This window comes from Vibrio sp. OPT18 (assembly GCF_015163615.1).
Lineage (GTDB): Bacteria > Pseudomonadota > Gammaproteobacteria > Enterobacterales > Vibrionaceae > Vibrio > Vibrio coralliirubri.
Genome location: NZ_JADDYK010000004.1, coordinates 16,230 through 37,438, shown reverse-complemented (window position 1 = coordinate 37,438; position 21,209 = coordinate 16,230). Strand labels below are relative to the sequence as shown.

General features: G+C 45.8%; 17 protein-coding genes. 7 read left to right on the top strand and 10 right to left on the bottom strand.

Features of this window, described 5'->3' with window-relative positions; genetic code table 11:
* Positions 1-553: 553 nt before the first annotated feature.
* The 6 genes from fre to trxA all read right to left on the bottom strand — a co-directional run bounded on the left by fre (position 554) and on the right by trxA (position 6,387).
* Complete coding sequence (fre, locus tag IQQ51_RS00200) at positions 554-1,267, bottom strand: NAD(P)H-flavin reductase (protein WP_017055264.1); 714 nt, start codon at positions 1,265-1,267, stop codon at positions 554-556.
* A 20-nt stretch (positions 1,268-1,287) separates the two neighbouring features.
* Positions 1,288-1,557: a 2Fe-2S iron-sulfur cluster-binding protein gene (locus tag IQQ51_RS00195; RefSeq protein ID WP_008224727.1), complete on the bottom strand. Its 270-nt coding sequence runs from the start codon at positions 1,555-1,557 to the stop codon at positions 1,288-1,290.
* Positions 1,554-3,395: a 4-hydroxy-3-polyprenylbenzoate decarboxylase gene (gene ubiD / locus IQQ51_RS00190; protein ID WP_086972034.1), complete on the bottom strand. Its 1,842-nt coding sequence runs from the start codon at positions 3,393-3,395 to the stop codon at positions 1,554-1,556. The genes IQQ51_RS00195 and ubiD overlap by 4 nt, the downstream gene beginning before the upstream one ends.
* Before the next feature lie 98 nt (positions 3,396-3,493).
* Positions 3,494-4,489, bottom strand: coding sequence for a hypothetical protein (locus tag IQQ51_RS00185; protein ID WP_017059249.1), 996 nt, complete (start codon positions 4,487-4,489; stop codon positions 3,494-3,496).
* 111 nt (positions 4,490-4,600) lie between these two features.
* A complete protein-coding gene (gene rho, locus IQQ51_RS00180) occupies positions 4,601-5,860 on the bottom strand; it encodes a transcription termination factor Rho (RefSeq protein WP_017062978.1) in 1,260 nt (419 codons plus the stop codon).
* A gap of 200 nt (positions 5,861-6,060) precedes the next feature.
* Complete coding sequence (trxA, locus tag IQQ51_RS00175; protein ID WP_010440700.1) at positions 6,061-6,387, bottom strand: thioredoxin TrxA; 327 nt, start codon at positions 6,385-6,387, stop codon at positions 6,061-6,063.
* A 111-nt stretch (positions 6,388-6,498) separates the two neighbouring features.
* Here trxA and rhlB point away from each other — a divergent pair, with 111 nt between their 5' ends.
* Positions 6,499-7,809: an ATP-dependent RNA helicase RhlB gene (gene rhlB, locus IQQ51_RS00170; protein WP_048610414.1), complete on the top strand. Its 1,311-nt coding sequence runs from the start codon at positions 6,499-6,501 to the stop codon at positions 7,807-7,809.
* A gap of 6 nt (positions 7,810-7,815) precedes the next feature.
* Positions 7,816-9,309 carry a guanosine-5'-triphosphate,3'-diphosphate diphosphatase gene (gppA, locus tag IQQ51_RS00165; protein ID WP_193840016.1) on the top strand — a complete coding sequence of 498 codons (1,494 nt, stop codon included), beginning with the start codon at positions 7,816-7,818 and terminating at the stop codon, positions 9,307-9,309.
* Positions 9,310-9,819: 510 nt separating this feature from the next.
* On the opposite strand, the gene IQQ51_RS00160 is transcribed toward gppA, so the two are convergent.
* The 3 genes from IQQ51_RS00160 to recQ form a co-directional block, all read right to left on the bottom strand.
* Positions 9,820-10,491 carry a 7-cyano-7-deazaguanine/7-aminomethyl-7-deazaguanine transporter gene (locus tag IQQ51_RS00160; protein WP_048613244.1) on the bottom strand — a complete coding sequence of 224 codons (672 nt, stop codon included), beginning with the start codon at positions 10,489-10,491 and terminating at the stop codon, positions 9,820-9,822.
* Between the two features lie 269 nt (positions 10,492-10,760).
* Positions 10,761-11,072: a DUF3630 family protein gene (locus tag IQQ51_RS00155; protein WP_193840015.1), complete on the bottom strand. Its 312-nt coding sequence runs from the start codon at positions 11,070-11,072 to the stop codon at positions 10,761-10,763.
* 72 nt (positions 11,073-11,144) lie between these two features.
* Positions 11,145-12,983 (bottom strand): ATP-dependent DNA helicase RecQ, encoded by a 1,839-nt coding sequence (recQ, locus tag IQQ51_RS00150; protein ID WP_017065746.1) that lies wholly within the window; start codon positions 12,981-12,983, stop codon positions 11,145-11,147.
* A gap of 179 nt (positions 12,984-13,162) precedes the next feature.
* Here recQ and rarD point away from each other — a divergent pair, with 179 nt between their 5' ends.
* From rarD to tpx, 5 genes are all read left to right on the top strand, one after another.
* On the top strand, positions 13,163-14,071 hold the full coding sequence (rarD, locus tag IQQ51_RS00145) for an EamA family transporter RarD (protein ID WP_017061330.1): 909 nt from the start codon (positions 13,163-13,165) through the stop codon (positions 14,069-14,071).
* Between the two features lie 86 nt (positions 14,072-14,157).
* Entirely contained in the window at positions 14,158-14,952 is a 795-nt protein-coding gene (locus IQQ51_RS00140) for a helix-turn-helix transcriptional regulator (RefSeq protein ID WP_048610406.1), read from the top strand.
* Between the two features lie 97 nt (positions 14,953-15,049).
* Positions 15,050-15,712, top strand: a complete 663-nt coding sequence (locus IQQ51_RS00135; protein ID WP_017072452.1) for a LysE family translocator — start codon at positions 15,050-15,052, stop codon at positions 15,710-15,712.
* A 91-nt stretch (positions 15,713-15,803) separates the two neighbouring features.
* The gene (ggt, locus tag IQQ51_RS00130; protein ID WP_193840014.1) at positions 15,804-17,561 is read left to right on the top strand and encodes a gamma-glutamyltransferase; all 1,758 of its coding nucleotides are present in this window, start codon (positions 15,804-15,806) and stop codon (positions 17,559-17,561) included.
* A 782-nt stretch (positions 17,562-18,343) separates the two neighbouring features.
* The gene (gene tpx / locus IQQ51_RS00125) at positions 18,344-18,841 is read left to right on the top strand and encodes a thiol peroxidase (protein ID WP_193840013.1); all 498 of its coding nucleotides are present in this window, start codon (positions 18,344-18,346) and stop codon (positions 18,839-18,841) included.
* A gap of 171 nt (positions 18,842-19,012) precedes the next feature.
* Here tpx and uvrD read toward each other — a convergent pair whose 3' ends face one another.
* The gene (gene uvrD / locus IQQ51_RS00120; protein WP_017061325.1) at positions 19,013-21,187 is read right to left on the bottom strand and encodes a DNA helicase II; all 2,175 of its coding nucleotides are present in this window, start codon (positions 21,185-21,187) and stop codon (positions 19,013-19,015) included.
* Positions 21,188-21,209: the final 22 nt, after the last annotated feature.

The following is a 21,209-nucleotide window of genomic DNA, read 5'->3' as shown; positions in this document are numbered from 1 at the left end:
TTTAAGATTTTGTGACTCAACGAATACTGACTTCAAAACTACTATGTAATTTTAAAGCTATTACCATTCCAACAGAATGGTAATGAATTGACTGTGCCGAATAACTACAAGTAGTTAAACGTATTGGTCACTCAGTTCATTGAAATCAATTTTGATTCCGAAGAATCTGTTTTATCTAACGATAAAACGTTTTGATATTCATCAACGAGTGCCCACACAGATTGATAGGTTTAAATTGTTAAAGAGCTTAACTTCCTGAGCGTTCCTTTCAAGTAAGGAGCCTCTCGAAGTGGACGGCCATTCTAGCGAATTAACATTCAGTGTCAAACACTTTTTGAAAATTAATTTTTTGTCGCTTTCCGTCTTACTGATTCTTGCTGAAGCCTTGTGGCGTCTGCCGTCTCAGTGGTGTCGCATTATAGGGAACCCTCTCAGCTTAGCAACTACTTTTTCATAAAAAATGAATAAATAGGGGTTAACTGCCTAATAGTTCACCTAAACGTAAAAAAGAGAGCATTTCTGCTCTCTTTTTGCTCAAAACCTAAGGGTATTGTTAGATAAATGCGTAAGCATCAGCGTACATATGATCACGCTTTGCTTCTTTATTCTGAGTAAATAGGTCTCTTGCAGCGCCCGCCATTTCAAAACGACCTGCAATATAGATATCGAAATCAGCTAATGATTCGAAACTTTGCGTTATAGCCTCAAGCACATTACCTGTTTGACCGTGCCAAACTTCCGGTGCTTCTTCTACTACCGGTACAAAGTGCACATTGCTATGCTTTTCTGCAATGCCAACCAACTCTTCTTTCGCATATAACTGGCACTCATCTTTTGCGCCCCAGTATAGGTAGATCTCTTTCGAGCTATTTTGCGCGATGCAGTGATCAAGAATAGAGCGCACGTAGCTGAAGCCAGTACCACCAGCAATAAGTAATAGAGGGCGATCGCTTTCTTCTTTGATCCAAGCATCTCCGTGAGGCGCATCAATCGCAATATCGCCATCTTCAGCTTGTGCCTTCTTCATCGCTTCAACCACTTCTAGTGCGTAAGCGTTGTGCTCGGCAGCACCAATGTGCAGTTCAAGTTCACCTTCGTGGCGACAAGGGCTACTTGCGATAGAGAATGGGCGCTTATCTTTCTCGCCCATCTCAACCATCAGGTACTGGCCCGCTTTAAAAGCGACCGGTGTTTCTGGGTGAAGTAGGATTTGGTAAGTATTACAAGCCAAAGGCTCGATAGACTTCACTTTACATTTAATAGTCATGTTCTTCCTCTTACTAACCCTTAATCGGCAAAGGTTAGAACTAAATTACTTTCTGCAAATGCTTGGCAAGCAAAAATCCAGCCTTGTTGCTGCTCTTTCTCTGTGAGCATGGGTTCAAGGTGGTAACTCACTTGCCCTTCTAATTTTTTGCACATACACATTGCGCATGCGCCAACTTGGCAACGGTTTGGGAAATAGATATCGCTGTTGAGCGCAGCATCCAAGACCGTTTGCCCTTTTTCTACTGTGAAACTGATGTTTTCTGGGTATAAGACTACTTGGTAGCTCATGAAATTCCTAGCTGTTCCCAGATGCTATCAATCTTTTTCACGACATCAGGATCTTTTGTGATTGGAACACCCCACTCACGCAGGCATTCACCTTCCCACTTATTGGTCGCATCGAGGCCCATTTTTGAGTGTCCAGTTTCGTTCTGTAGGAATAACGTATCTCTCGCCGGATCCATCCTGGTCGTTACAGCCCAAATGATGTCATTCCAATCACTCACGTTGACATCACCGTCACACACGATAACAAACTTGTTCTCATCAAATTGAGACCAAACCGCTTCCATGATTTTCTTACCATTACCGGCAGCTTGCTTATCAATAGACACCACAACCATGCTGGCATTGTCGTTTTGCAGGTGAATATCAATAATTTCAGGATGAACTTTGGTTAACTCAGCCAAGCTACCTTCTATATGTTCACTATTTACAGGTGCTGTTTGGACATCTGGCGATAACGCTAACTCTGCGTCCCACTTCTTAGTGATATCTAGACCCATCTTAGAACCCAACCCAACCACGGGTGAGGCAAAATCCAATGAATCGATCGGCGTGTTCTCTATCATCAGGCTATCGCGTGACGGATCCATATGTTCGCACATCGCTGCGGTTACTTGAGACCAATCGCGTGCATTCACATCTTCATCGCACACCAATACAAATTTGGTGTACATGAATTGGCGTAAGAAAGACCATACACCCATCATCACTCGCTTAGCGTGACCTGGGTATTGCTTCTTCATGGTCACTACTGCCATTCGGTACGAACAACCTTCAGGCGGTAGATAGAAATCTTCAATCTCTGGGAACTGCTTTTGAAGAATAGGCACAAACACTTCATTGAGCGCAACACCCAATACCGCAGGCTCATCAGGTGGACGGCCAGTATAGGTGCTGTGATAGATAGGGTTCTCGCGCATGGTTACATGAGTAATAGTAAACACATGGTGCTTTTCTTTCTCGTTATAGTAACCAGTATGATCTCCGTAAGGCCCTTCATCTGCGAATTCATTCGGGTCGATGTAGCCTTCCATCACGATTTCTGCACTTGCAGGAACTTCTAAGTCGTTGCTGATTGATTTGACGACCTCAGTTTTACTACCACGCAGTAAGCCTGCAAAAGCGTACTCCGATAAAGTATCCGGCACTGGCGTAACCGCACCAAGAATGGTGGCAGGGTCAGCACCAAACGCTACCGATACTGGAAATGGTTTACCTGGGTTGGCTTCCATCCAATCACGCAGATCCAGCGCTCCACCACGGTGGGCTAACCAACGCATGATGATTTTATTCTTACCGATCTTCTGCTGACGATAGATGCCTAAGTTTTGGCGTTTCTTGTTTGGACCACGAGTAACAGTTAAACCCCATGTTAGCAATGGCGCGACATCGTCAGCCCAACAGCTCATCACCGGGATTTTATCTAGGTCGACGTCATCGCCTTGCCATACCACTTGTTGGCAAGCCGCTTTGCGAAGGCGTTTAGCCGGCATATTTAAGACTTGCTTAAATACAGGCAGTTTATCAAGAGCGTCTTTAAAGCCTTTTGGTGGCTCAGGTTCTTTTAGGTAAGCAAGCAACTTGCCCACTTCACGCAGTTCTTTGACTTCTTGACGACCCATACCAATAGCAACACGGTTGGGTGTACCAAATAGGTTGGTCAAAACAGGCATGTCATAGCCTACTGGATTTTCAAACAAAAGAGCCGGGCCACCAGCACGTAGAGTACGGTCGCTAATCTCGGTCATTTCGTAGTCTGGATCGACTGGGTGAGAAATGCGTTTCAACTGACCAATACTTTCAAGATGGTCGATAAAATCACGTAAATCTTTAAAACTCATAGGACTTCTACATGCTGATTATTCTGCGCTCAGTATATCAAAAAGGGTGACGCTGAGATCCCCCTTTTTAGTGTGGTTATTGAGAGGCAAAATCCACTTTACGGTAATGCTTGCTCGATCAAAGAGCTCTTCACCTGAGGGTTATCATTGACGAGATCTTGCAACCATCGCGTATGACCTTGTTTGGCGAGTTCACGCGCGACTAATGGTGCTTCATCAGCAATCGCCATCCTAGAGACAAGGAACAGCTTCACCTCTTCTGATAACGGGTTAACTTTGGTAAGCAAAGTAATCGCTTCATCTTTCAAACGCGGGTTTTTAGTCGCCGCCATTACTTGTTCAAGCGCGAACGTTTGTTTGGTTTCAGCAAGGCGGACTAGCTCAGCTTGGCTATGATAATCGGCCTTCATTCGCCATAGAATTTTGTAGACCTCTGGGTCTTCGCTCACTTGCGCTAATCGAACCACCACCTCAGTAGAGGGTAACCAGCTAACAATAGAAGATGCAGTGAGTTGCTTAGTTAGGTAATCAACCGCTTCAGGAGACAAACTGTCTAGCTCTCTAATGAGCAACGCTTCTCGCGTTTGAACTTGATGTTCAGAGCCAGATAACCACTCTTTTAGGTCGAGTTCCTGTTTCTCTGCATCTAGCACAAATACCAATGTCTTCTGATCTTGACGCCATTGTTTAATAAGGCGATTAGCAATTGAAGGGTAATTAAAGGCAGGTACCGTAAACTCATAGCCATCGCCACGCTCTAAGACTTGATAAGTAGGCGTGATAGCAAGTTGCTGCTCAATGAAGATAGACATCTTGGGTGTGAGTACGATTTTTTGTTGTTCAAGCTTCTTCAAGAGTTGGTAACGAGCTACCTCTTGCTGGGGAAATGTCAGGCGCTCAAGCGCAAAGCGTAGCGAATTGACTTCGTCACGTACGACAAGCTCGAGTAGTTCAGCAGTTTTCAGTTTTACTTGATCATTCTCAAGCCAAGACTCTACTGTAAGTGGAGACATCTCGGTGGCATAGCTCATACCAACCGGTGAAAATAACAGTGAAGTAGACAGGAGTAATGATGACAACAGTCCATGTTGCATTTTAACTTCCTTGTAACACTTTTGCTCATTCTGCAAGCTGTCGCTACAAAATGCAAATAAAAAGCGCCACCCGAGGGCAGCGCTTATTAAATAACGATCAGCTAATCAATATTACTGGCGACGCATTGCGTCAAAGAACTCATCGTTCGTTTTCGTCATTGCTAGCTTGTCGATAAGGAATTCCATTGCGTCGATTTCGCCCATTGGGTGAACAATCTTACGCAGAATCCACATCTTCTGTAGCTCATCGTTCTTGGTAAGAAGCTCTTCACGACGAGTACCAGAGCGGTTGAAATCAATCGCTGGGAATACGCGTTTTTCAGCAATCTTACGGTTAAGGTGCAGTTCCATGTTACCTGTACCTTTGAATTCTTCGTAGATAACTTCATCCATCTTAGAACCAGTATCAACCAGTGCTGTTGCGATGATAGTCAAGCTACCGCCTTCTTCTACGTTACGTGCCGCACCGAAGAAACGCTTTGGACGATGTAGAGCATTCGCATCAACACCACCAGTAAGAACTTTACCTGATGAAGGAATCACAGTGTTGTAAGCACGAGCTAAACGAGTAATAGAATCCAGTAGGATAACTACGTCTTTCTTGTGTTCAACAAGGCGTTTCGCTTTCTCGATAACCATTTCTGCAACTTGTACGTGGCGAGATGCTGGCTCATCGAATGTTGAAGCAACTACTTCGCCTTTAACTAGACGCTGCATTTCTGTTACTTCTTCTGGACGCTCATCGATAAGTAGAACCATTAGTTCACACTCAGGATGGTTACGTGCAATGCTTTGAGCAATGTTTTGCAGAAGCATTGTCTTACCCGCTTTAGGCGGAGCAACAATCAGACCACGCTGACCTTTACCAATTGGAGATGCAAGGTCAAGAATACGAGCCGTAATATCTTCAGTTGCACCATTACCCGCTTCCATCACCATACGTTCGTTAGCGTGAAGAGGAGTAAGGTTTTCGAAAAGAATCTTGTTACGAGCGTTGTCTGGCTTGTCGTAGTTAACCGTGTTTACTTTAAGCAGTGCAAAGTAACGCTCACCGTCTTTAGGTGGACGGATTTTACCGCCAATAGAGTCACCTGTACGTAGGTTAAAACGACGAATTTGGCTTGGTGATACGTAGATATCATCTGGGCCAGCCAGGTATGAACTGTCGGCGCTACGTAGGAAACCAAAACCGTCTTGAAGAATTTCTAGAACACCATCACCAAAGATGTCTTCACCACTTTTTGCATGCGCTTTAAGGATGGAGAAGATAATGTCTTGTTTTCTTAGGCGAGCTTGATTTTCAAGACCTAAGCTTTCGCTAAGTTTAACAAGCTCAGACACAGGTCTGTTCTTCAGTTCAGTAAGATTCATAGTGGTGGAAGTTTGTTTAGTCAAAATAGGATCTGTTTTCTTAAGTTAAGAAGGATTTGGTCACAGGATCGACCAAGAAGAGAAATTCGTTCAATTAACGTGCGATAAATTAGCACTAAAACTAAGACTAGTCCATAGCTTAGAAAAAACAAAACCGCGCATTTGTTAACTGCACGGTTTCTTTTCAAATGCTGACCTGATTATAGGTTAGCGTCTAAGAACTCTTTAAGTTGAGTTTTAGATAATGCACCAACTTTAGTCGCTGCTACGCCGCCATCTTTAAAAAGAAGTAGCGTTGGAATACCGCGAATACCAAACTTTGGTGGAGTACCAGCATTTTGGTCGATATTTAATTTACCGATTGTGAGCTTGCCTTCGTACTCGTCTGCGATTTCATCAAGAATCGGCGCAATCATTTTACATGGACCACACCATTCTGCCCAAAAATCAACAAGAACAGGGCCTGCAGCATTGATTACATCGTTATCAAAACCGTCATCAGTTAGCTGCAAAATCTTATCACTCATCTTCCACTCCAATGTATTTTTTAGAACTGGTTGGATGATAACCAGTAAATAGATGCCCTATTGGAATGTATTTACTTTCGTATTGCAAGCTTAAGCTGATATTCTATAGCAATGAAAAAGACGCATATCACAGAGCAAAAGTTCGCCGACTTGGATTTACTTCCGCAAGTCATTGAAGGATTGGAGAAAAAAGGGTTCGATTATTGTACCCCTATCCAAGCCTTGGCGCTCCCGGTACTGCTCACCGGCCAAGACATTGCAGGCCAGGCCCAAACGGGTACTGGTAAAACGCTTGCGTTTCTTACTGCTACTTTTAACCACCTGCTAAAAACACCTGAGCATGAAGGGCGTAAGCCTAACCAGCCACGTGCGATTATTATGGCACCAACGCGTGAACTCGCGATTCAGATCTACAACGATGCTGACTCTCTGGTTGAAAGCACAGGTATCAAGGCAGCACTTGCTTACGGTGGCGAAAGCTACGACAAGCAACTAGGTAAAATCGAAGAAGGCGCAGATATCTTAATCGGTACAACTGGTCGCATCATCGATTTCTACAAGCAGAAGGTATTTAACCTTAACCACATTCAAGCTGTTGTTCTTGACGAAGCTGATCGCATGTTCGATCTTGGTTTCATCAAAGACATCCGCTTCTTGTTCCGCCGTATGCCTGAGCCAAAAGATCGCCTGAACATGCTGTTCTCTGCGACATTGTCTTACCGCGTACAAGAGCTAGCGTTCGAACACATGCACAACCCAGAGCATGTTGTTGTTGAGCCAGAGCGTAAAACAGGTCACCGCATCCAGGAAGAGCTGTTCTACCCATCAAACGAACACAAAATGGCACTGCTGCAGACTCTAGTTGAAGAAGAGTGGCCAGAGCGCGCTATCATCTTCGCTAACACTAAGCATAAATGTGAGTCTGTTTGGGGTCACCTAGCTGCAGATGGTCACCGTGTTGGCCTGCTAACTGGCGATGTTCCTCAGAAGAAACGTGAAAAGATTCTTGAGCAATTCACTAAAGGTGATGTTGACCTGCTTGTCGCAACCGACGTTGCAGCACGTGGCCTACACATTCCTCAAGTAACACACGTATTCAACTTCGACCTACCTGATGACTGTGAAGATTACGTTCACCGTATCGGCCGTACCGGTCGTGCTGGTGCAAGTGGTCACTCGATCAGCTTTGCTTGTGAAGATTACGCAATCAACTTGCCACCAATCGAAGAATACATTGAGCACGCTATTCCTGTGTCTGACTACGATGCTTCTGCACTGCTAGAAGATCTACCAGCACCATTGCGCTTACGTACACGTAACCCGCAACAACGCCGCTCAAACAACAATGGCCCACGCAACGGTAACCGTAAACCAAACCAGAACCGTCGCCCACGCCAACCGCGTCACAACAAGGAAGCTTAGTCGCTTATGAGTCAAACAGTGTCACCCCCGCTTTACGCTGCAATCGACCTCGGGTCGAACAGTTTTCATATGCTCGTTGTGCGTCATATCGATGGCAGCGTACAAACCATGGCTAAAATTAAGCGCAAAGTGCGTTTAGCTGCAGGCTTAGATGAAAATAATGCGCTTAGTACAGAAGCCATGCAGCGCGGTTGGGACTGTTTGAGTCTCTTTGCAGAGCGACTGCAAGATATTCCGAAAGAAAATATCCGCATTGTCGGTACAGCGACCCTACGTACTGCTATCAATGTGGATATATTTCTAGAGAAAGCGAACCAAATCCTTGGTTACGACATCAATGTTATCTCCGGTGAAGAAGAAGCTGCGACTATCTATAAAGGCGTAGCACACACTTCTGGTGGCAGCGGCCGCCGACTGGTTGTTGATATTGGTGGCGCAAGCACCGAGATGATCATTGGGGAAGGCTTCTCAGCGAAAGCACTAACCAGCCTGAAGATGGGCTGTGTTACTTGGCTTGAGCGCCACTTTAAAGATCGCCAATTAACCGCAACCAACTTTAACAACGCCATTGAAGCGGCGAAGTCGACGTTGGCTCCTATCCTAGATAGCTACACTGATATCGGATGGGATGTGTGTGTGGGCGCCAGTGGTACCGTTCAAGCACTGCAAGAGATCATGTTGGCGCAAGGCATGGATGAAGTGATTACTCATGCCAAACTTAAGCGCCTACAGAAACAAGCGATGATTACTGAGCGCTTGGAAGAGCTAGAAATCGAAGGACTGACCCTTGAACGCGCATTAGTGTTCCCGAGTGGCCTTTCTATTCTTATTGCTATTTTTGAGCTGCTTGAAATAGATTCAATGACACTCGCAGGCGGCGCACTCCGTGAAGGCCTAGCTTACGAGATGGTTGATGAGCTACGCCAAGAAGATATCCGAGCGCGTACCATTAAGAGTGTTCAATCACGCTACCAGATGGACGTAAGCTACGGTGAACAAGTAGCAGTAGTCGCACAAGCACTGCTAGACCAAGCAGGCGCCGAAGCATGGGTTTCAGAACCTCAAGCTGGTGTGCTATTGCAAACGGCAGCAAAGCTTCACGAGATTGGTTTAACCATCGATTTCAAAAAAGGCGGTGAGCACAGCGCTTATCTGCTGCAGAACTTAGACCTGCCTGGCTTTACTCGAGCGCAAAAGCACTACTTGGGTGAGTTAACTCGTCGCTACCGTGAACAGTTAACCTCATTACCAGAGCAACACGCTATCTCAGGTACCAGCAGCAAGCGTATCTTACGTATTCTGCGTTTGGCTATTTTGTTGACTCACCGTCGTAATCCAGACCTTGAGCCACAAGTGACACTGACAGCCAATGGTGACAACTTAACGCTCACCATCGACAAGCAATGGCTTTCAAGTAATCCACTGACCGCCGCTGAACTAGAGATCGAATCCAACCGTCAAACAGACATTGGTTGGCCTCTGACGATCGCAGAGTCATAATTCTTACACTTGTTTAGATACACAAAAGGCCTTCATAATTGAAGGCCTTTTTATTACTCACTTCCCTGCACGCTTCCTTTGCACACTTCATCTCATAAACTCCATTACGAGAGTGCCCACTTCGAACCATCGAATTATTCCGATTGAATAGGAAATGCTTTCTTCCACTTTTTACGGCGATAGTCGCTGTATACACAGTAGAGCTTGAAGGTGATAAGGATGAACATGGCGAGCCTCATAATGACAAAGAGCCGCCATTCTACAAACGTACACGTTCACCACATCACCAAAGGATTACCATTCAATAATAACGATATAAATAAAACAAAAACCAACATATTATCAATTACTTATAATAAAAAACAAGTTATCTGGGTAGTAATTTTGAAGGTGCAGAGGGAGAACAATCGCTAGAGAAGAAAAGAAAAAGAGAGGGGAATAAGCGCCCTTCAACGAAAATCAAAGGGCACTGAATGATTAAGGTCTTATCGAACTATCGATAGTAAAAAGCTATACGTTCACGCCTGTCGCTTTAAAGTCAGGGTTCACTGCGGTTAGCTTTCTAACAATGTAGTTAAGAAGCACGCCGTACATAGGCACGAACAAGCCTAGGCTGATGATAAGTTTGAATCCGTAATCGACTAAAGCAATCTCAGTCCAATGCTCGGCCATAAATGGATCTGGGCTTTGGTAGAAAGCAATCGCAAAGAACGCGATGGTATCAATGGCATTACCGAATAACGTTGAGCATGTTGGGGCTACCCACCACTGTTTAAGCTGACGTAGGCGGTTGAAAACATGCACATCCAAAATCTGACCCAATAAATAAGCCATGAAGCTCGCCGCGGCGATACGTGCAACAAACAAGTTGAACTCACCTAGTTGGCTAAAGCCTTGGAATGAACCTTCAAAGAACACCACTGACAAGAAATAAGAAACGGCCAGCGCTGGTAACATCACTAAGAAAATGATTTTACGAGCAAGCTGCGCGCCAAAAATACGTACGGTTAGATCGGTCGCTAGGAAGATAAACGGGAAAGTGAAAGCACCCCAAGTGGTGTGCATACCGAAGACGGTAAAAGGCAGCTGAACCAGATAGTTGCTTGACGCAATAATCACCAAATGGAACAAAACTAATAGTGCTAGGGCTTTGCGCTGTTGCGCAGGGGTAAAGTTACTCATGCTGTACCTTTTTAGTTTGGTTTGGGGGTGAGGGAACCCAAATCGAGTCATTTCTTCGAATAATCCAAGAAAGCTCTTACCAATAATGTGAATTAAAAATGTATCTAAAAATTGCTCTACTGAGCGGCGGGCGATTATACATTAATCAATATTGGCTGCAACGGTGGGAACAAACGCAAACGTTTATTCTCACTTTTATTGGTGAATAGCACTAGAAACTATGTTTTGAAAGCAGGTTTAAAAGCTACGTTTTAGAAGCGATGCTAAAGTTAAAAACCGCGCTTGAAAAGCGTCGCGAGATAATCAAACTCTTCTCGGCTTTCTTCAGCATTTAACGACTCAAACCAAATTGATTCACTGTAATGCTCAGACTTTAAGAACATTCGACAATCTTCAAAATCAATCAACCAAGAATGCATATCGGCGTCCCACTGTTTTTCAACAACAGATGCTGACAGCAACACCACCAGCTTTTCACCTAGCACTTCGTAAGAATCAAAATCAAAACTCGGAGACGTAATCAATAAACGCCCTTCCTCAGCCAAATATTCTCTTAAGCCAAACTCTGTTTGTGTTGTCATGTCCCTATCAACCTTATTCTTTTTCTATGAGCTAATCGTTTTTATAAGCTAAACACTTCTGAAAACTAGCAATTAGCCGTGTGTAGTGATGTGTTCTTGAATCAAATCTAAGAATGGATCAGCGTACTTATCCAGTTTACGTTGACCAACACCGTTGACTGCCAGCATCTCTCCGTATGAAGTAGGCAGTATTTCAGCCATATCAATCAAGGTCGCGTCACTGAATACCACGTATGGTGGCAAGCCATCTTCATCTGCAATCGACTTACGCAGCTTACGTAGTTTGGCAAACAGCTTCTTATCGTAATTCTTGCTGCTTAACTTATCGGACTTAGCATTACGCACCGCTGTATCTAAACGAGGAACAGCCAGCTCCAAAGACATCTCACCGCGCAACAACGGGCGGGCTTCTTCTGTTAACTGTAATGTCGAGTTACGAGTGATGTTTTGGAACAACAAACCTTTGTGAATCAGCTGACGAAAGATACTGATCCAGTAATCGTGGCTATGGTCACGACCAATACCGTAGGTAGATAGCTTATCGTGACCATTATCGCGGACACGGATATTCTGCATACCGCGCATCACTTCAACCACGTAGCCCATCCCAAACGACTGATTCACGCGGTACACACAAGACAACGCCTTTTGCGCTTCTTGGGTCGCGTCAAAGTGTTTTGGTGGATCTAAGCAGATATCGCAGTTGCCACATTGCTTCTCACGATACTCACCAAAGTAGTTAAGCAGAACCTGACGACGACACGTTTGCGCTTCGGCAAAAGCACTCATCGCGTTCAACTTGTGCATCTCAACCTGTTTTTGCGGGCCTTCTTCTTTCTCATCCAGCATACGACGCAGCCAACCCATATCGGCCGGGTCAAACAGCATCATCGCTTCAGCAGGTAAACCATCACGACCTGCACGGCCAGTCTCTTGATAGTAAGACTCGATATTGCGTGGGATATCAAAGTGCACCACAAAGCGTACGTTGGGTTTGTTGATGCCCATACCGAAGGCCACAGTCGCGACCACGATCTGAATATCATCGCGTTGGAAGGCTTCTTGAACGTAAGCACGCTCATCGGTGTCCATACCAGCGTGATAACCCGCGGCGCGAATACCGTTATTGCATAGCTTCTCGGTCACCATCTCCACTTTCTTACGGCTACCACAGTAGATGATGCCGCAATTGCCCTTTTGTGTTTCTAGGTAACGAACCACCTGTGACACGGGTTTGTGTTTCTCAACTAGGTTGTAGCGAATATTAGGGCGATCAAAGCTGCCTAAGTAAGTATGCGGGTCCAGGAGCTGTAGACGCGAGATAATATCTTTACGCGTCGCATCATCAGCGGTTGCTGTGAGCGCCATGTAAGGCACATGCGGAAAATACTGTTTAAGCTGACCTAATGATGCGTATTCAGGGCGGAAGTCGTGTCCCCATTGAGAGATACAGTGCGCTTCATCGACTGCAATCATCGAAAGCGGTAAGCCTTGAAGACGTTCGATAAAGTCACGCATCAACACACGCTCTGGCGACACATACACCATTTTCAGCTGACCTGAGTTCATACGATTGAACACATTCAGCAATTGGTCACGTGGCATTGAAGAGTTAATACACTCAGCAGCAACACCATTGGCCTTCAATTGGTCGACTTGGTCTTTCATCAACGAGATCAGCGGTGAGATAACCAGAGTCAGCCCTTCACGAACCAACGCCGGGATTTGGTAACACAGAGATTTACCACCACCGGTTGGCATAATCACCAAGCTGTCTTTGCCTTCAACGGCCAAATCAATGACCTCTTGCTGACCATCGCGAAAGCTTTGATAGCCGAACACATCTTGTAAGATGGTTTGCGCATCATTCGCGGGAGTTGGTATTTGCTCAGCAATCAGAGTGGCGGTCATTGTGGTTCCTAATCGAGGTATGAAATCAGCAAGCATCTTCGGCAAGCAAGTCGCACATTGTAGAGGGGAACGCTGGCGAATTAAACCGCAAATTGTTAGGTGAAAAGGGTTATCGCTCCTATACTGGCCAACTCTCTTATAAATCTTATTAATAAGCACTCAGTACTAGAGAAAGATGCATGACACAGGAAGAACAACAACGTACGCGCCAAGGAGTTTTGCTTGCCGTCGGTGCCTACACAATGTGGGGTATCGCCCCTATATATTTCAAATCTTTAAGTGACGTTTCCCCGTTAGAGATCCTCAGCCACCGTGTAGTATGGTCTTTTTTCCTACTCGCTTTTTTACTACACATTGGCCGCAGCTGGCGTAAAGTCCGCGATACCCTGACCTCAAAACCCAAAATGCTCTATTTGGTAGCGACGTCTATTTTGGTGGGTGCTAACTGGCTGATCTTTATCTGGGCAGTGAATTCCAATCACATGCTCGACGCCAGTTTGGGGTATTACATCAACCCGCTGATTAACGTGTTACTTGGGATGCTCTTCCTCGGCGAACGCTTACGTAAGCTGCAATGGTTTGCTGTGGCTCTGGCTGCGATTGGCGTATTAATCCAATTGATTGCCTTCGGCTCAGTACCAATCGTCGCCATTGCCCTAGCCTTTAGCTTTGGTTTTTATGGCTTGCTGCGTAAGAAAGTCAGCTTAGAAGCGCAAACGGGTTTGTTCATTGAAACTCTGGTGATGCTGCCTCTCGCCGCAACCTACCTACTGTTTATTGCCGATAGCCCGACCTCAAACTTATCGATGAACCCGATGCAACTCAACCTGTTACTGGTTGCTGCCGGTGTGATCACCACGGTTCCATTGCTGTGTTTTACTGGCGCTGCAACTCGCTTGAAGCTATCAACACTCGGTTTCTTCCAGTACATAGGTCCAAGCTTGATGTTCTTACTGGCGGTTCTGATTTACGGTGAAGCCTTTACCTCAGATAAAGCGATCACCTTTGCTTTCATATGGGGAGCACTGGTTATTTTCAGCTTTGATGGCCTGCGTAACAACAAGAAGAACAAACGCGCGAAACAGTGATATTGATCGTTTTTTACAAGACAATCCCTTAATACGCAGATAAGCTTGGTTGAATTGATGACTATTTAACCAAGCTTTTTTGTACCATGGATAAAGTCCACTATTACTCTACCCCAACAGAAGATATCAGTCTGATCCAAGCTCAATACCAAGAGTTTGCCTTTCAGCGCCACTATCATTTGGACTTTCACATTGGCTTGATTACCCAAGGGCAGCAAAAATTCGCCTATAAAGGGACAAGCCATCATGTCGGTGCAGGCCAAGTTGTTATCATGCCACCTGATGAGCTGCATGATGGGCACTCCAAACTCGATTCAGGTTATCAAGTCAGTGTATTTGCAGTTTCTCCCCAGTGGTTTCAAGATCTTGCCGATCCCAAGCAAAATGGTCACACATTGGGCTTTTCTGAGTTGATCCTCTCCGATCAAGCTGCGTTTTTACAATTGCGTAACTTACACGGCCTGTTAATCAATCAAAGCGTCAGCCAACTCGCTCAAGATTGCTTACCATTCGAGGGGTTCTCGACGATTGTCGATCGTTATGCCAAATTTGGATCGAAGAGCGACATCAAACTGGGCAATCAATCGATTGATACACTCAAAGACTATTTGATGGCGAATTTGGATCAGCCCGTACGATTAGAACAACTGTCTGAACTGTGCGGCTTAACCACAACTCAATTCCAACGCCACTTTAAGAACAGAATGGGCATCACCCCTTACGCATGGCTGAGCCGTTTACGTATGGAACAGAGCATGCGCCTGATTAAATCTGGGATCTGTGGTACTAAAGTCGCGCACCAAGTAGGCTTCTATGATCAAGCACACTTCTCCAAGGCATTCAAAACCACATTCGGCGTACCACCCTCACAAATCAACTAAGTGTTGATAATTTACAATTGCTCTATTTCAAATCGCGGTAAGCTACGCTCAATACGATTACTTATTTAAAATAGCGGCAACGTTATTGAGAACTGACATGAACGAAGTCACCATACTGATCACCCTCGCCTCTATCCATTTCATCGCTTTGATGAGCCCCGGCCCAGACTTTGCGTTAGTCGTGCAAAATGCGACACGCCACGGCAGACAAACAGGCTTGTATATTGCGCTTGGTTTATCTTGCGGGATCTTGCTGCACTCATTGCTGAGCCTGACGGGAATCAGTTACCTAGTCCACCAGCAACCAACCCTATTTGCCATTATCCAATTGGCTGGCGGTAGCTACTTGCTGTACTTAGGCTACGGTGCCCTTAAAGCAACCTGGCAAATCATTCAGAACCACGACGATGACGACGATACCGTCAATGCCAAAGACCTGATTCTGACCAACAAGCGTCAGGCATTTTCGAAAGGGTTTGCGACCAATATTCTCAATCCAAAGGCTTTGGTATTCTTTATCAGCTTGATGTCGAGCTTAGTGCCTGCCGACATGTCTCTGTCGGGTAAAGGCTTTGCGCTTATTATCCTATTTGGTCTGTCTCTGTTTTGGTTTTCACTACTGGCGTGGATGCTTTCGACTAAGGCATTGCAAAAGAAACTCAGCGAAGCAACGGTATACATCGATGGTTTATGTGGCGTGGTATTCAGCCTTATTGGCGTGAGTATTCTTTGGCAGTCGCTGTCCGGTTTAATCGCTTAAATTCGAATCAAGATTACAATTCGTTAACAACACTCTGGCTATCTCATCTTTCCACTGCCAATCTAGCTCTGCATATTAAAAGGAGAAGATCATGCAGTGGAAAACAAAACTAACAACCCTCGCCACTTCTACCCTACTTTTTGCCTCTCACGTCAGTTGGGCAAATCAAGCTGCCGATTCCGTCGCACCCGAACAAAGTAGTGGTTTAGAAACCAAACAGCTCATTAAAGCCAACGATTGGATGGTCACCGCGGCCAACCCTCTTGCCACACAAGCCGGTGCTGATGTACTTGCTCGTGGTGGTAACGCGATAGACGCCATGGTAGCGGTACAGCTTATGCTTGGCTTAGTGGAACCTCAGTCTTCAGGTATTGGGGGCGGCGCGTTCCTTGTTTATTTTGATGGCAAGGACAAGCAACTCAAAACCTACGATGGTCGTGAAACTGCGCCGCTTGATGCCACACCACGTCTATTCCAAGACGAAAACGGACAACCGCTTAAATTCTATGATGCCGTGGTTGGCGGTCGTTCAGTTGCCACGCCAGGCACCGTGCAACTGTTATGGGATACACACCAGAAATACGGCAAGCTAGAGTGGGCATCACTGATTAAACCTATCGCTCAGTTGGCTGAGGAAGGTTTCACCATCAGTCCACGTTTAGCCACCTTGATTGAGAATGACCAAGAGAGACTGAGCCGATTTGCGACAACTAAAGCCTACTTCTTCAATGCCGATGGCAGCTCGAAAGCCGCTGGCACGCAACTTAAGAACCCTGAATACGCGGCAACGTTAAACGCTATCTCGAAGGATGGTGCTAAAGCCTTCTACCAAGGTGAGATCTCTGCCGACATCATTAATACTGTGCAAACAGCGAAAGGTAATCCTGGCGTATTGGCGCAGAAAGATTTCGACGCTTATTCGATCAAGCAGCGCGAACCGGTTTGTTCTGCTTATGAGAGCTACGATATTTGTGGAATGGGGCCACCAAGCTCTGGTGCGTTAACGGTTGGGCAAATCCTAGCAATGACCGAGCAGTTTGATCTTAAATCATGGGGGCCAAACGACGCGAAATCTTGGCAGGTGTTAGCAGACGCTTCTCGCCTAGCCTTTGCAGACCGTGGTATGTACATGGCGGATCAAGATTATGTGCCAATGCCTACCCAAGGGTTAGTGAATACTGACTATTTGCAGGAACGCGCTCAGTTAATTACCGCAGGTAAGGCATTAGACAGCGCACCTTCAGGCACACCCCCGTGGGATCACGCAATGCAGAGAAGCCAAGATGTTTCTATTGAGTTGCCGTCCACCAGCCACTTCAACATTGTCGATAGTGATGGCAATGTCGTATCGATGACCACCACCATTGAGAACGCATTTGGCTCACGCTTGATGGTAAGAGGCTTCCTACTCAATAACGAACTAACCGACTTCTCATTCAAGACTCATAACGATGGCAAACCTATCGCGAACCGACTCGAGCCGGGTAAGCGCCCACGTTCTTCAATGGCACCGACCATCATCATGCAAGACGATAAGCCTTACATGGCGATTGGCTCTCCGGGCGGCAGTCGTATCATAGGTTATGTGGCGCAAGCGATCATTGCCCATACCCAATGGGACATGGATATTCAGCAAGCGATCAACCAACCGCACTTCCTAAACCGCTTCGGTACCTTAGACTTGGAAAAAGGAACATCGGCAGAAAACTTCAAACCTGAGCTAGAAAAGATGGGATTTGAGGTCAACGTTCGCGATCTTAACTCGGGTTTACACGCTATTCGCATCACAAAAGACGGGTTAGAAGGTGCTGCAGACCCTCGTCGTGAAGGTGCGGCTATCGGCCAATAAGAGAAAATACTCCCTTTTTACTCCCTGTCTTGTGCGAGATCTCTCACAAGGCAGTGAGTAAATATCGATATTTAACTGCGAAATTAAGCACCAAGATATCGTAACCAACTGAAAACAAACAATACGTACGTTTATCATTCAAATAATTATATAGAAATTCGCTTATGCACCATTGCTGATAAATAAGGAATCGGTAATATGAATGGTGTCGGAAGGATGCTGACACGGAACAGGAAACGCCAAGGACTTGGTTATCTTCAGGATGAAGATTCGATTACTCAGGATGAATAATCGGCATGGATAGCGAAATGGACATTGAATGGACGCAATAGTAACTAGGATGGTTGCTACTAAGGAAAGACAATGGACACCTCTGGACGAGGAAAGGACTGAACATCAGGATGATGTAAAGGACACCGCTCAAGGAACAAGTGACGCGCGCTAACGAGGATTGTTGGCAGATCAGGATAAGATCAAGGACACCGCTAGGAAGGCGACGAAAGGAATACGCTGAAGGATAACAGCACACTATCATGGATTTGATGCATGGAGCACACTTAGTAGCCGGATTGCTGCGAGTAAGACTATAGACCCCGATGAGCGCAAGCTCTCGGGGTTTTTCTTTATCTGCCGTTTGATTTATTCCCTTCTCAGCAAATAAATCAAAGACCTTTGATTACAATTCTGACATTTAAAGCATTCACTTCTTAACCACTTCAGAGTAACGTAAGTCGAACTAGGCTCAACTAGTTTCATAACCATAATTAAACTAAGGACAATTCATGTCACACGTTACCTTCAAAGGCGCTGCTGTACCGCTAACAGGCACATTCCCACAAACTGGCGAACAAGCACCAAGCTTTGCACTTACTGCAGGCGATCTTTCTGAACTGACTCTTGCTTCTCTTGAAGGCAAGAAAGTGGTTCTAAACATCTTCCCAAGCATCGACACAGCAACTTGTGCAACGAGCGTACGTACGTTCAACGCAAAAGCGGCAGAGCTTGAGAACACGGTTGTTGTTTGTATTTCTGCTGACCTACCGTTTGCTGCGGGTCGCTTCTGCGAGTTAGAAGGCATTGAAGGCGTTCAACACGCTTCAACTTTCCGTTCTCCAGCGTTCGCATCAGACTACGGCGTAGCGATTGCTGAAGGTCCACTGTCTGGTCTAACTACACGTGCAGTTGTGGTTGTTGATGAAAAAGGTGTGATAACACACAGCGAGTTGGTTGCAGAGATCACTGAAGAACCAAACTACGAAGCGGCACTTGCAGCACTGTAAACCTTCTTCCTAGGCAGAAATGCCTTAAGCTCGATTCAACCTAGTTAGACTGGTTCCGAGCAATAAAAAAGAGCAGCCATTGGCTGCTCTTTCTGTTTTTTATACGGGTTACTTTTAAATGCTGAATAGTTTTTAAAGACCAAACGGCTTTCTAAATGCTGAAGTAGCAGATTACAGCTGTTCTAAACGCGCGTAAGCCGTTACTAACCACTTGATGCCTTCACCGTTAAACGCGACTTGAACTCGGCTCTGCGGGCCACTTCCCTCGAAGTTGATGATGGTACCTTCACCAAACTTAGGGTGCTTAACGCGCGAGCCCAAGCTAAAGCCCGTTTCATTGAAATTCTCTTTCACGGCGGTTTGGCTAAAGCGACCGCTGCTTGCAGGACGGCTCACTTGCGCCTTCATACGTACTTCATCCAGACAGGTCTCTGGTAGCTCACGAATAAAGCGTGACGGTTTGTGGTACTTGTCTTGCCCGTACAAACGACGCATCTCTGCGTAAGTGATGTAGAGCTTCTCCATCGCACGGGTCATGCCGACGTAACACAGACGACGTTCTTCTTCCAAACGCCCCGCTTCTTCAGCAGACATCTGGCTTGGGAACATGCCCTCTTCAACGCCAACCATGAATACCATAGGAAACTCTAGGCCTTTGGCACTGTGCAAAGTCATTAATTGAACCGCGTCATCAAACTCATCAGCTTGACCTTCACCCGCCTCTAACGCTGCATGAGTCAAGAAAGCAGTAAGCATACTCATTTCATCCGCTTCTTCTGGCTTTTCAAACTGACGTGTTGCCGTTACCAATTCTTCCAAGTTCTCAATACGTGCCTTCGACTTCTCACCCTTCTCTTGCTCGTACATCGCAAACAGACCCGACGATTTAATCACGTGGTCAGTTTGTTCATGCAGGCTAAGTTCCAACGTGTCATCTTCAAGCGCATTAATCAGCTCGATAAAGCGACTCAATGCACCCGCAGCACGACCGGGTAGCACTTGCTCTTCTATCAAAGCAACACTGGCTTCCCACATGGTTGCACCACGATCACGAGCGGCAAGACGAATCGTTTCTAACGTTTTATCGCCCAAGCCACGCGTTGGCGTATTAACCACACGTTCAAATGCCGCATCATTACTGCGATTACTCATTAAGCGCATGTAGCTCAAGGCATCTCTGATTTCTTGACGCTCGAAGAATCGCATACCGCCGTAGATTCGGTAAGGTAGACCACCTTGAATCAAAGCTTCTTCAAGAACTCGAGATTGGGCGTTATTACGATAAAGCATTGCGGTATCTTCTAGCGCGCCGCCTTTCTCCTGCCACTCTTTGATTTTGCTAACAGTGAAACGCGCTTCATCTAACTCGTTATAAGCCGAGTACACAGAGATTGGCTCGCCATCGTTGCCATCGGTCCACAGCTCTTTACCCATACGTTCGGTGTTGTTCGAGATAAGCTCGTTCGACGCCTGCAGAATGGTTTTAGTTGAACGGTAGTTTTGTTCGAGTCGAACCGTTGAAGCACCAGGGAACTCATCCAAGAACTTTTGAATATTTTCGATCTTCGCGCCACGCCAGCCATAGATAGATTGGTCATCATCGCCTACGATCATCACGCGACAATCTGGGCCTGCCATCATACGCAGCCAAGCATATTGAATGTTGTTGGTATCTTGGAATTCGTCGACAAGGATATGCTTAAAGCGAGCTTGGTAGTGCTCTCGGATGTGTTTCTTATCGCGTAATAGTTCATGCGATCTCAGCAAGATTTCCGCAAAGTCGACCAAACCAGCACGGTCACATGCTTCTTGGTAAGCAGAATAGATCTTTAACCACGTTTGAGTTATTGGATCATGGTAGGCGTCAATGTGACTTGGGCGTAATCCCTCGTCTTTCTTGCCATTGATCCACCAAGAAGCTTGCTTAGCAGGCCACTGCTTTTCATCAAGGTTTTGCGCCTTGATTAAGCGGCGTAGCAAACGAATCTGATCATCAGAATCAATGATCTGGAAATCTTCTGGCAGTTTTGCATCTAGGTAGTGAGCACGAAGGATGCGGTGACAAATACCGTGGAAGGTGCCGTTCCACATGCCTGACGAACTACCCATCATCAACTCTTCAATACGACCACGCATTTCTGCTGCCGCTTTGTTGGTGAAGGTAACCGACATAATAGAGAACGGTGATGCTTGCTCTACACTTTGCAGCCAAGCGATACGATGCACCAACACTCGCGTTTTACCACTGCCAGCACCTGCCAGAATAAGTAGGTTTTCTAAAGGTGCCGCGACCGCCTCACGTTGTTTATCGTTTAGGCCATCGAGTAAAAGCGAAGGATCTATCATTGGACATGCTCACTACTGGGTA

What these genes read in the sequence shown, in the direction of transcription:
- ubiD (WP_086972034.1), bottom strand. Translation starts at nt 3,395, where the DNA reads ATGAGTTTTAAAGATTTACGTGATTTTATCGACCATCTTGAAAGTATT.
- IQQ51_RS00140 (WP_048610406.1), top strand. Translation starts at nt 14,158, where the DNA reads ATGGATAAAGTCCACTATTACTCTACCCCAACAGAAGATATCAGTCTG.
- rarD (WP_017061330.1), top strand. Translation starts at nt 13,163, where the DNA reads ATGACACAGGAAGAACAACAACGTACGCGCCAAGGAGTTTTGCTTGCC.
- IQQ51_RS00160 (WP_048613244.1), bottom strand. Translation starts at nt 10,491, where the DNA reads ATGAGTAACTTTACCCCTGCGCAACAGCGCAAAGCCCTAGCACTATTA.
- rho (WP_017062978.1), bottom strand. Translation starts at nt 5,860, where the DNA reads ATGAATCTTACTGAACTGAAGAACAGACCTGTGTCTGAGCTTGTTAAA.
- IQQ51_RS00155 (WP_193840015.1), bottom strand. Translation starts at nt 11,072, where the DNA reads ATGACAACACAAACAGAGTTTGGCTTAAGAGAATATTTGGCTGAGGAA.
- recQ (WP_017065746.1), bottom strand. Translation starts at nt 12,983, where the DNA reads ATGACCGCCACTCTGATTGCTGAGCAAATACCAACTCCCGCGAATGAT.
- IQQ51_RS00135 (WP_017072452.1), top strand. Translation starts at nt 15,050, where the DNA reads ATGAACGAAGTCACCATACTGATCACCCTCGCCTCTATCCATTTCATC.
- gppA (WP_193840016.1), top strand. Translation starts at nt 7,816, where the DNA reads ATGAGTCAAACAGTGTCACCCCCGCTTTACGCTGCAATCGACCTCGGG.
- ggt (WP_193840014.1), top strand. Translation starts at nt 15,804, where the DNA reads ATGCAGTGGAAAACAAAACTAACAACCCTCGCCACTTCTACCCTACTT.
- IQQ51_RS00195 (WP_008224727.1), bottom strand. Translation starts at nt 1,557, where the DNA reads ATGAGCTACCAAGTAGTCTTATACCCAGAAAACATCAGTTTCACAGTA.
- fre (WP_017055264.1), bottom strand. Translation starts at nt 1,267, where the DNA reads ATGACTATTAAATGTAAAGTGAAGTCTATCGAGCCTTTGGCTTGTAAT.
- tpx (WP_193840013.1), top strand. Translation starts at nt 18,344, where the DNA reads ATGTCACACGTTACCTTCAAAGGCGCTGCTGTACCGCTAACAGGCACA.
- trxA (WP_010440700.1), bottom strand. Translation starts at nt 6,387, where the DNA reads ATGAGTGATAAGATTTTGCAGCTAACTGATGACGGTTTTGATAACGAT.
- uvrD (WP_017061325.1), bottom strand. Translation starts at nt 21,187, where the DNA reads ATGATAGATCCTTCGCTTTTACTCGATGGCCTAAACGATAAACAACGT.
- IQQ51_RS00185 (WP_017059249.1), bottom strand. Translation starts at nt 4,489, where the DNA reads ATGCAACATGGACTGTTGTCATCATTACTCCTGTCTACTTCACTGTTA.
- rhlB (WP_048610414.1), top strand. Translation starts at nt 6,499, where the DNA reads ATGAAAAAGACGCATATCACAGAGCAAAAGTTCGCCGACTTGGATTTA.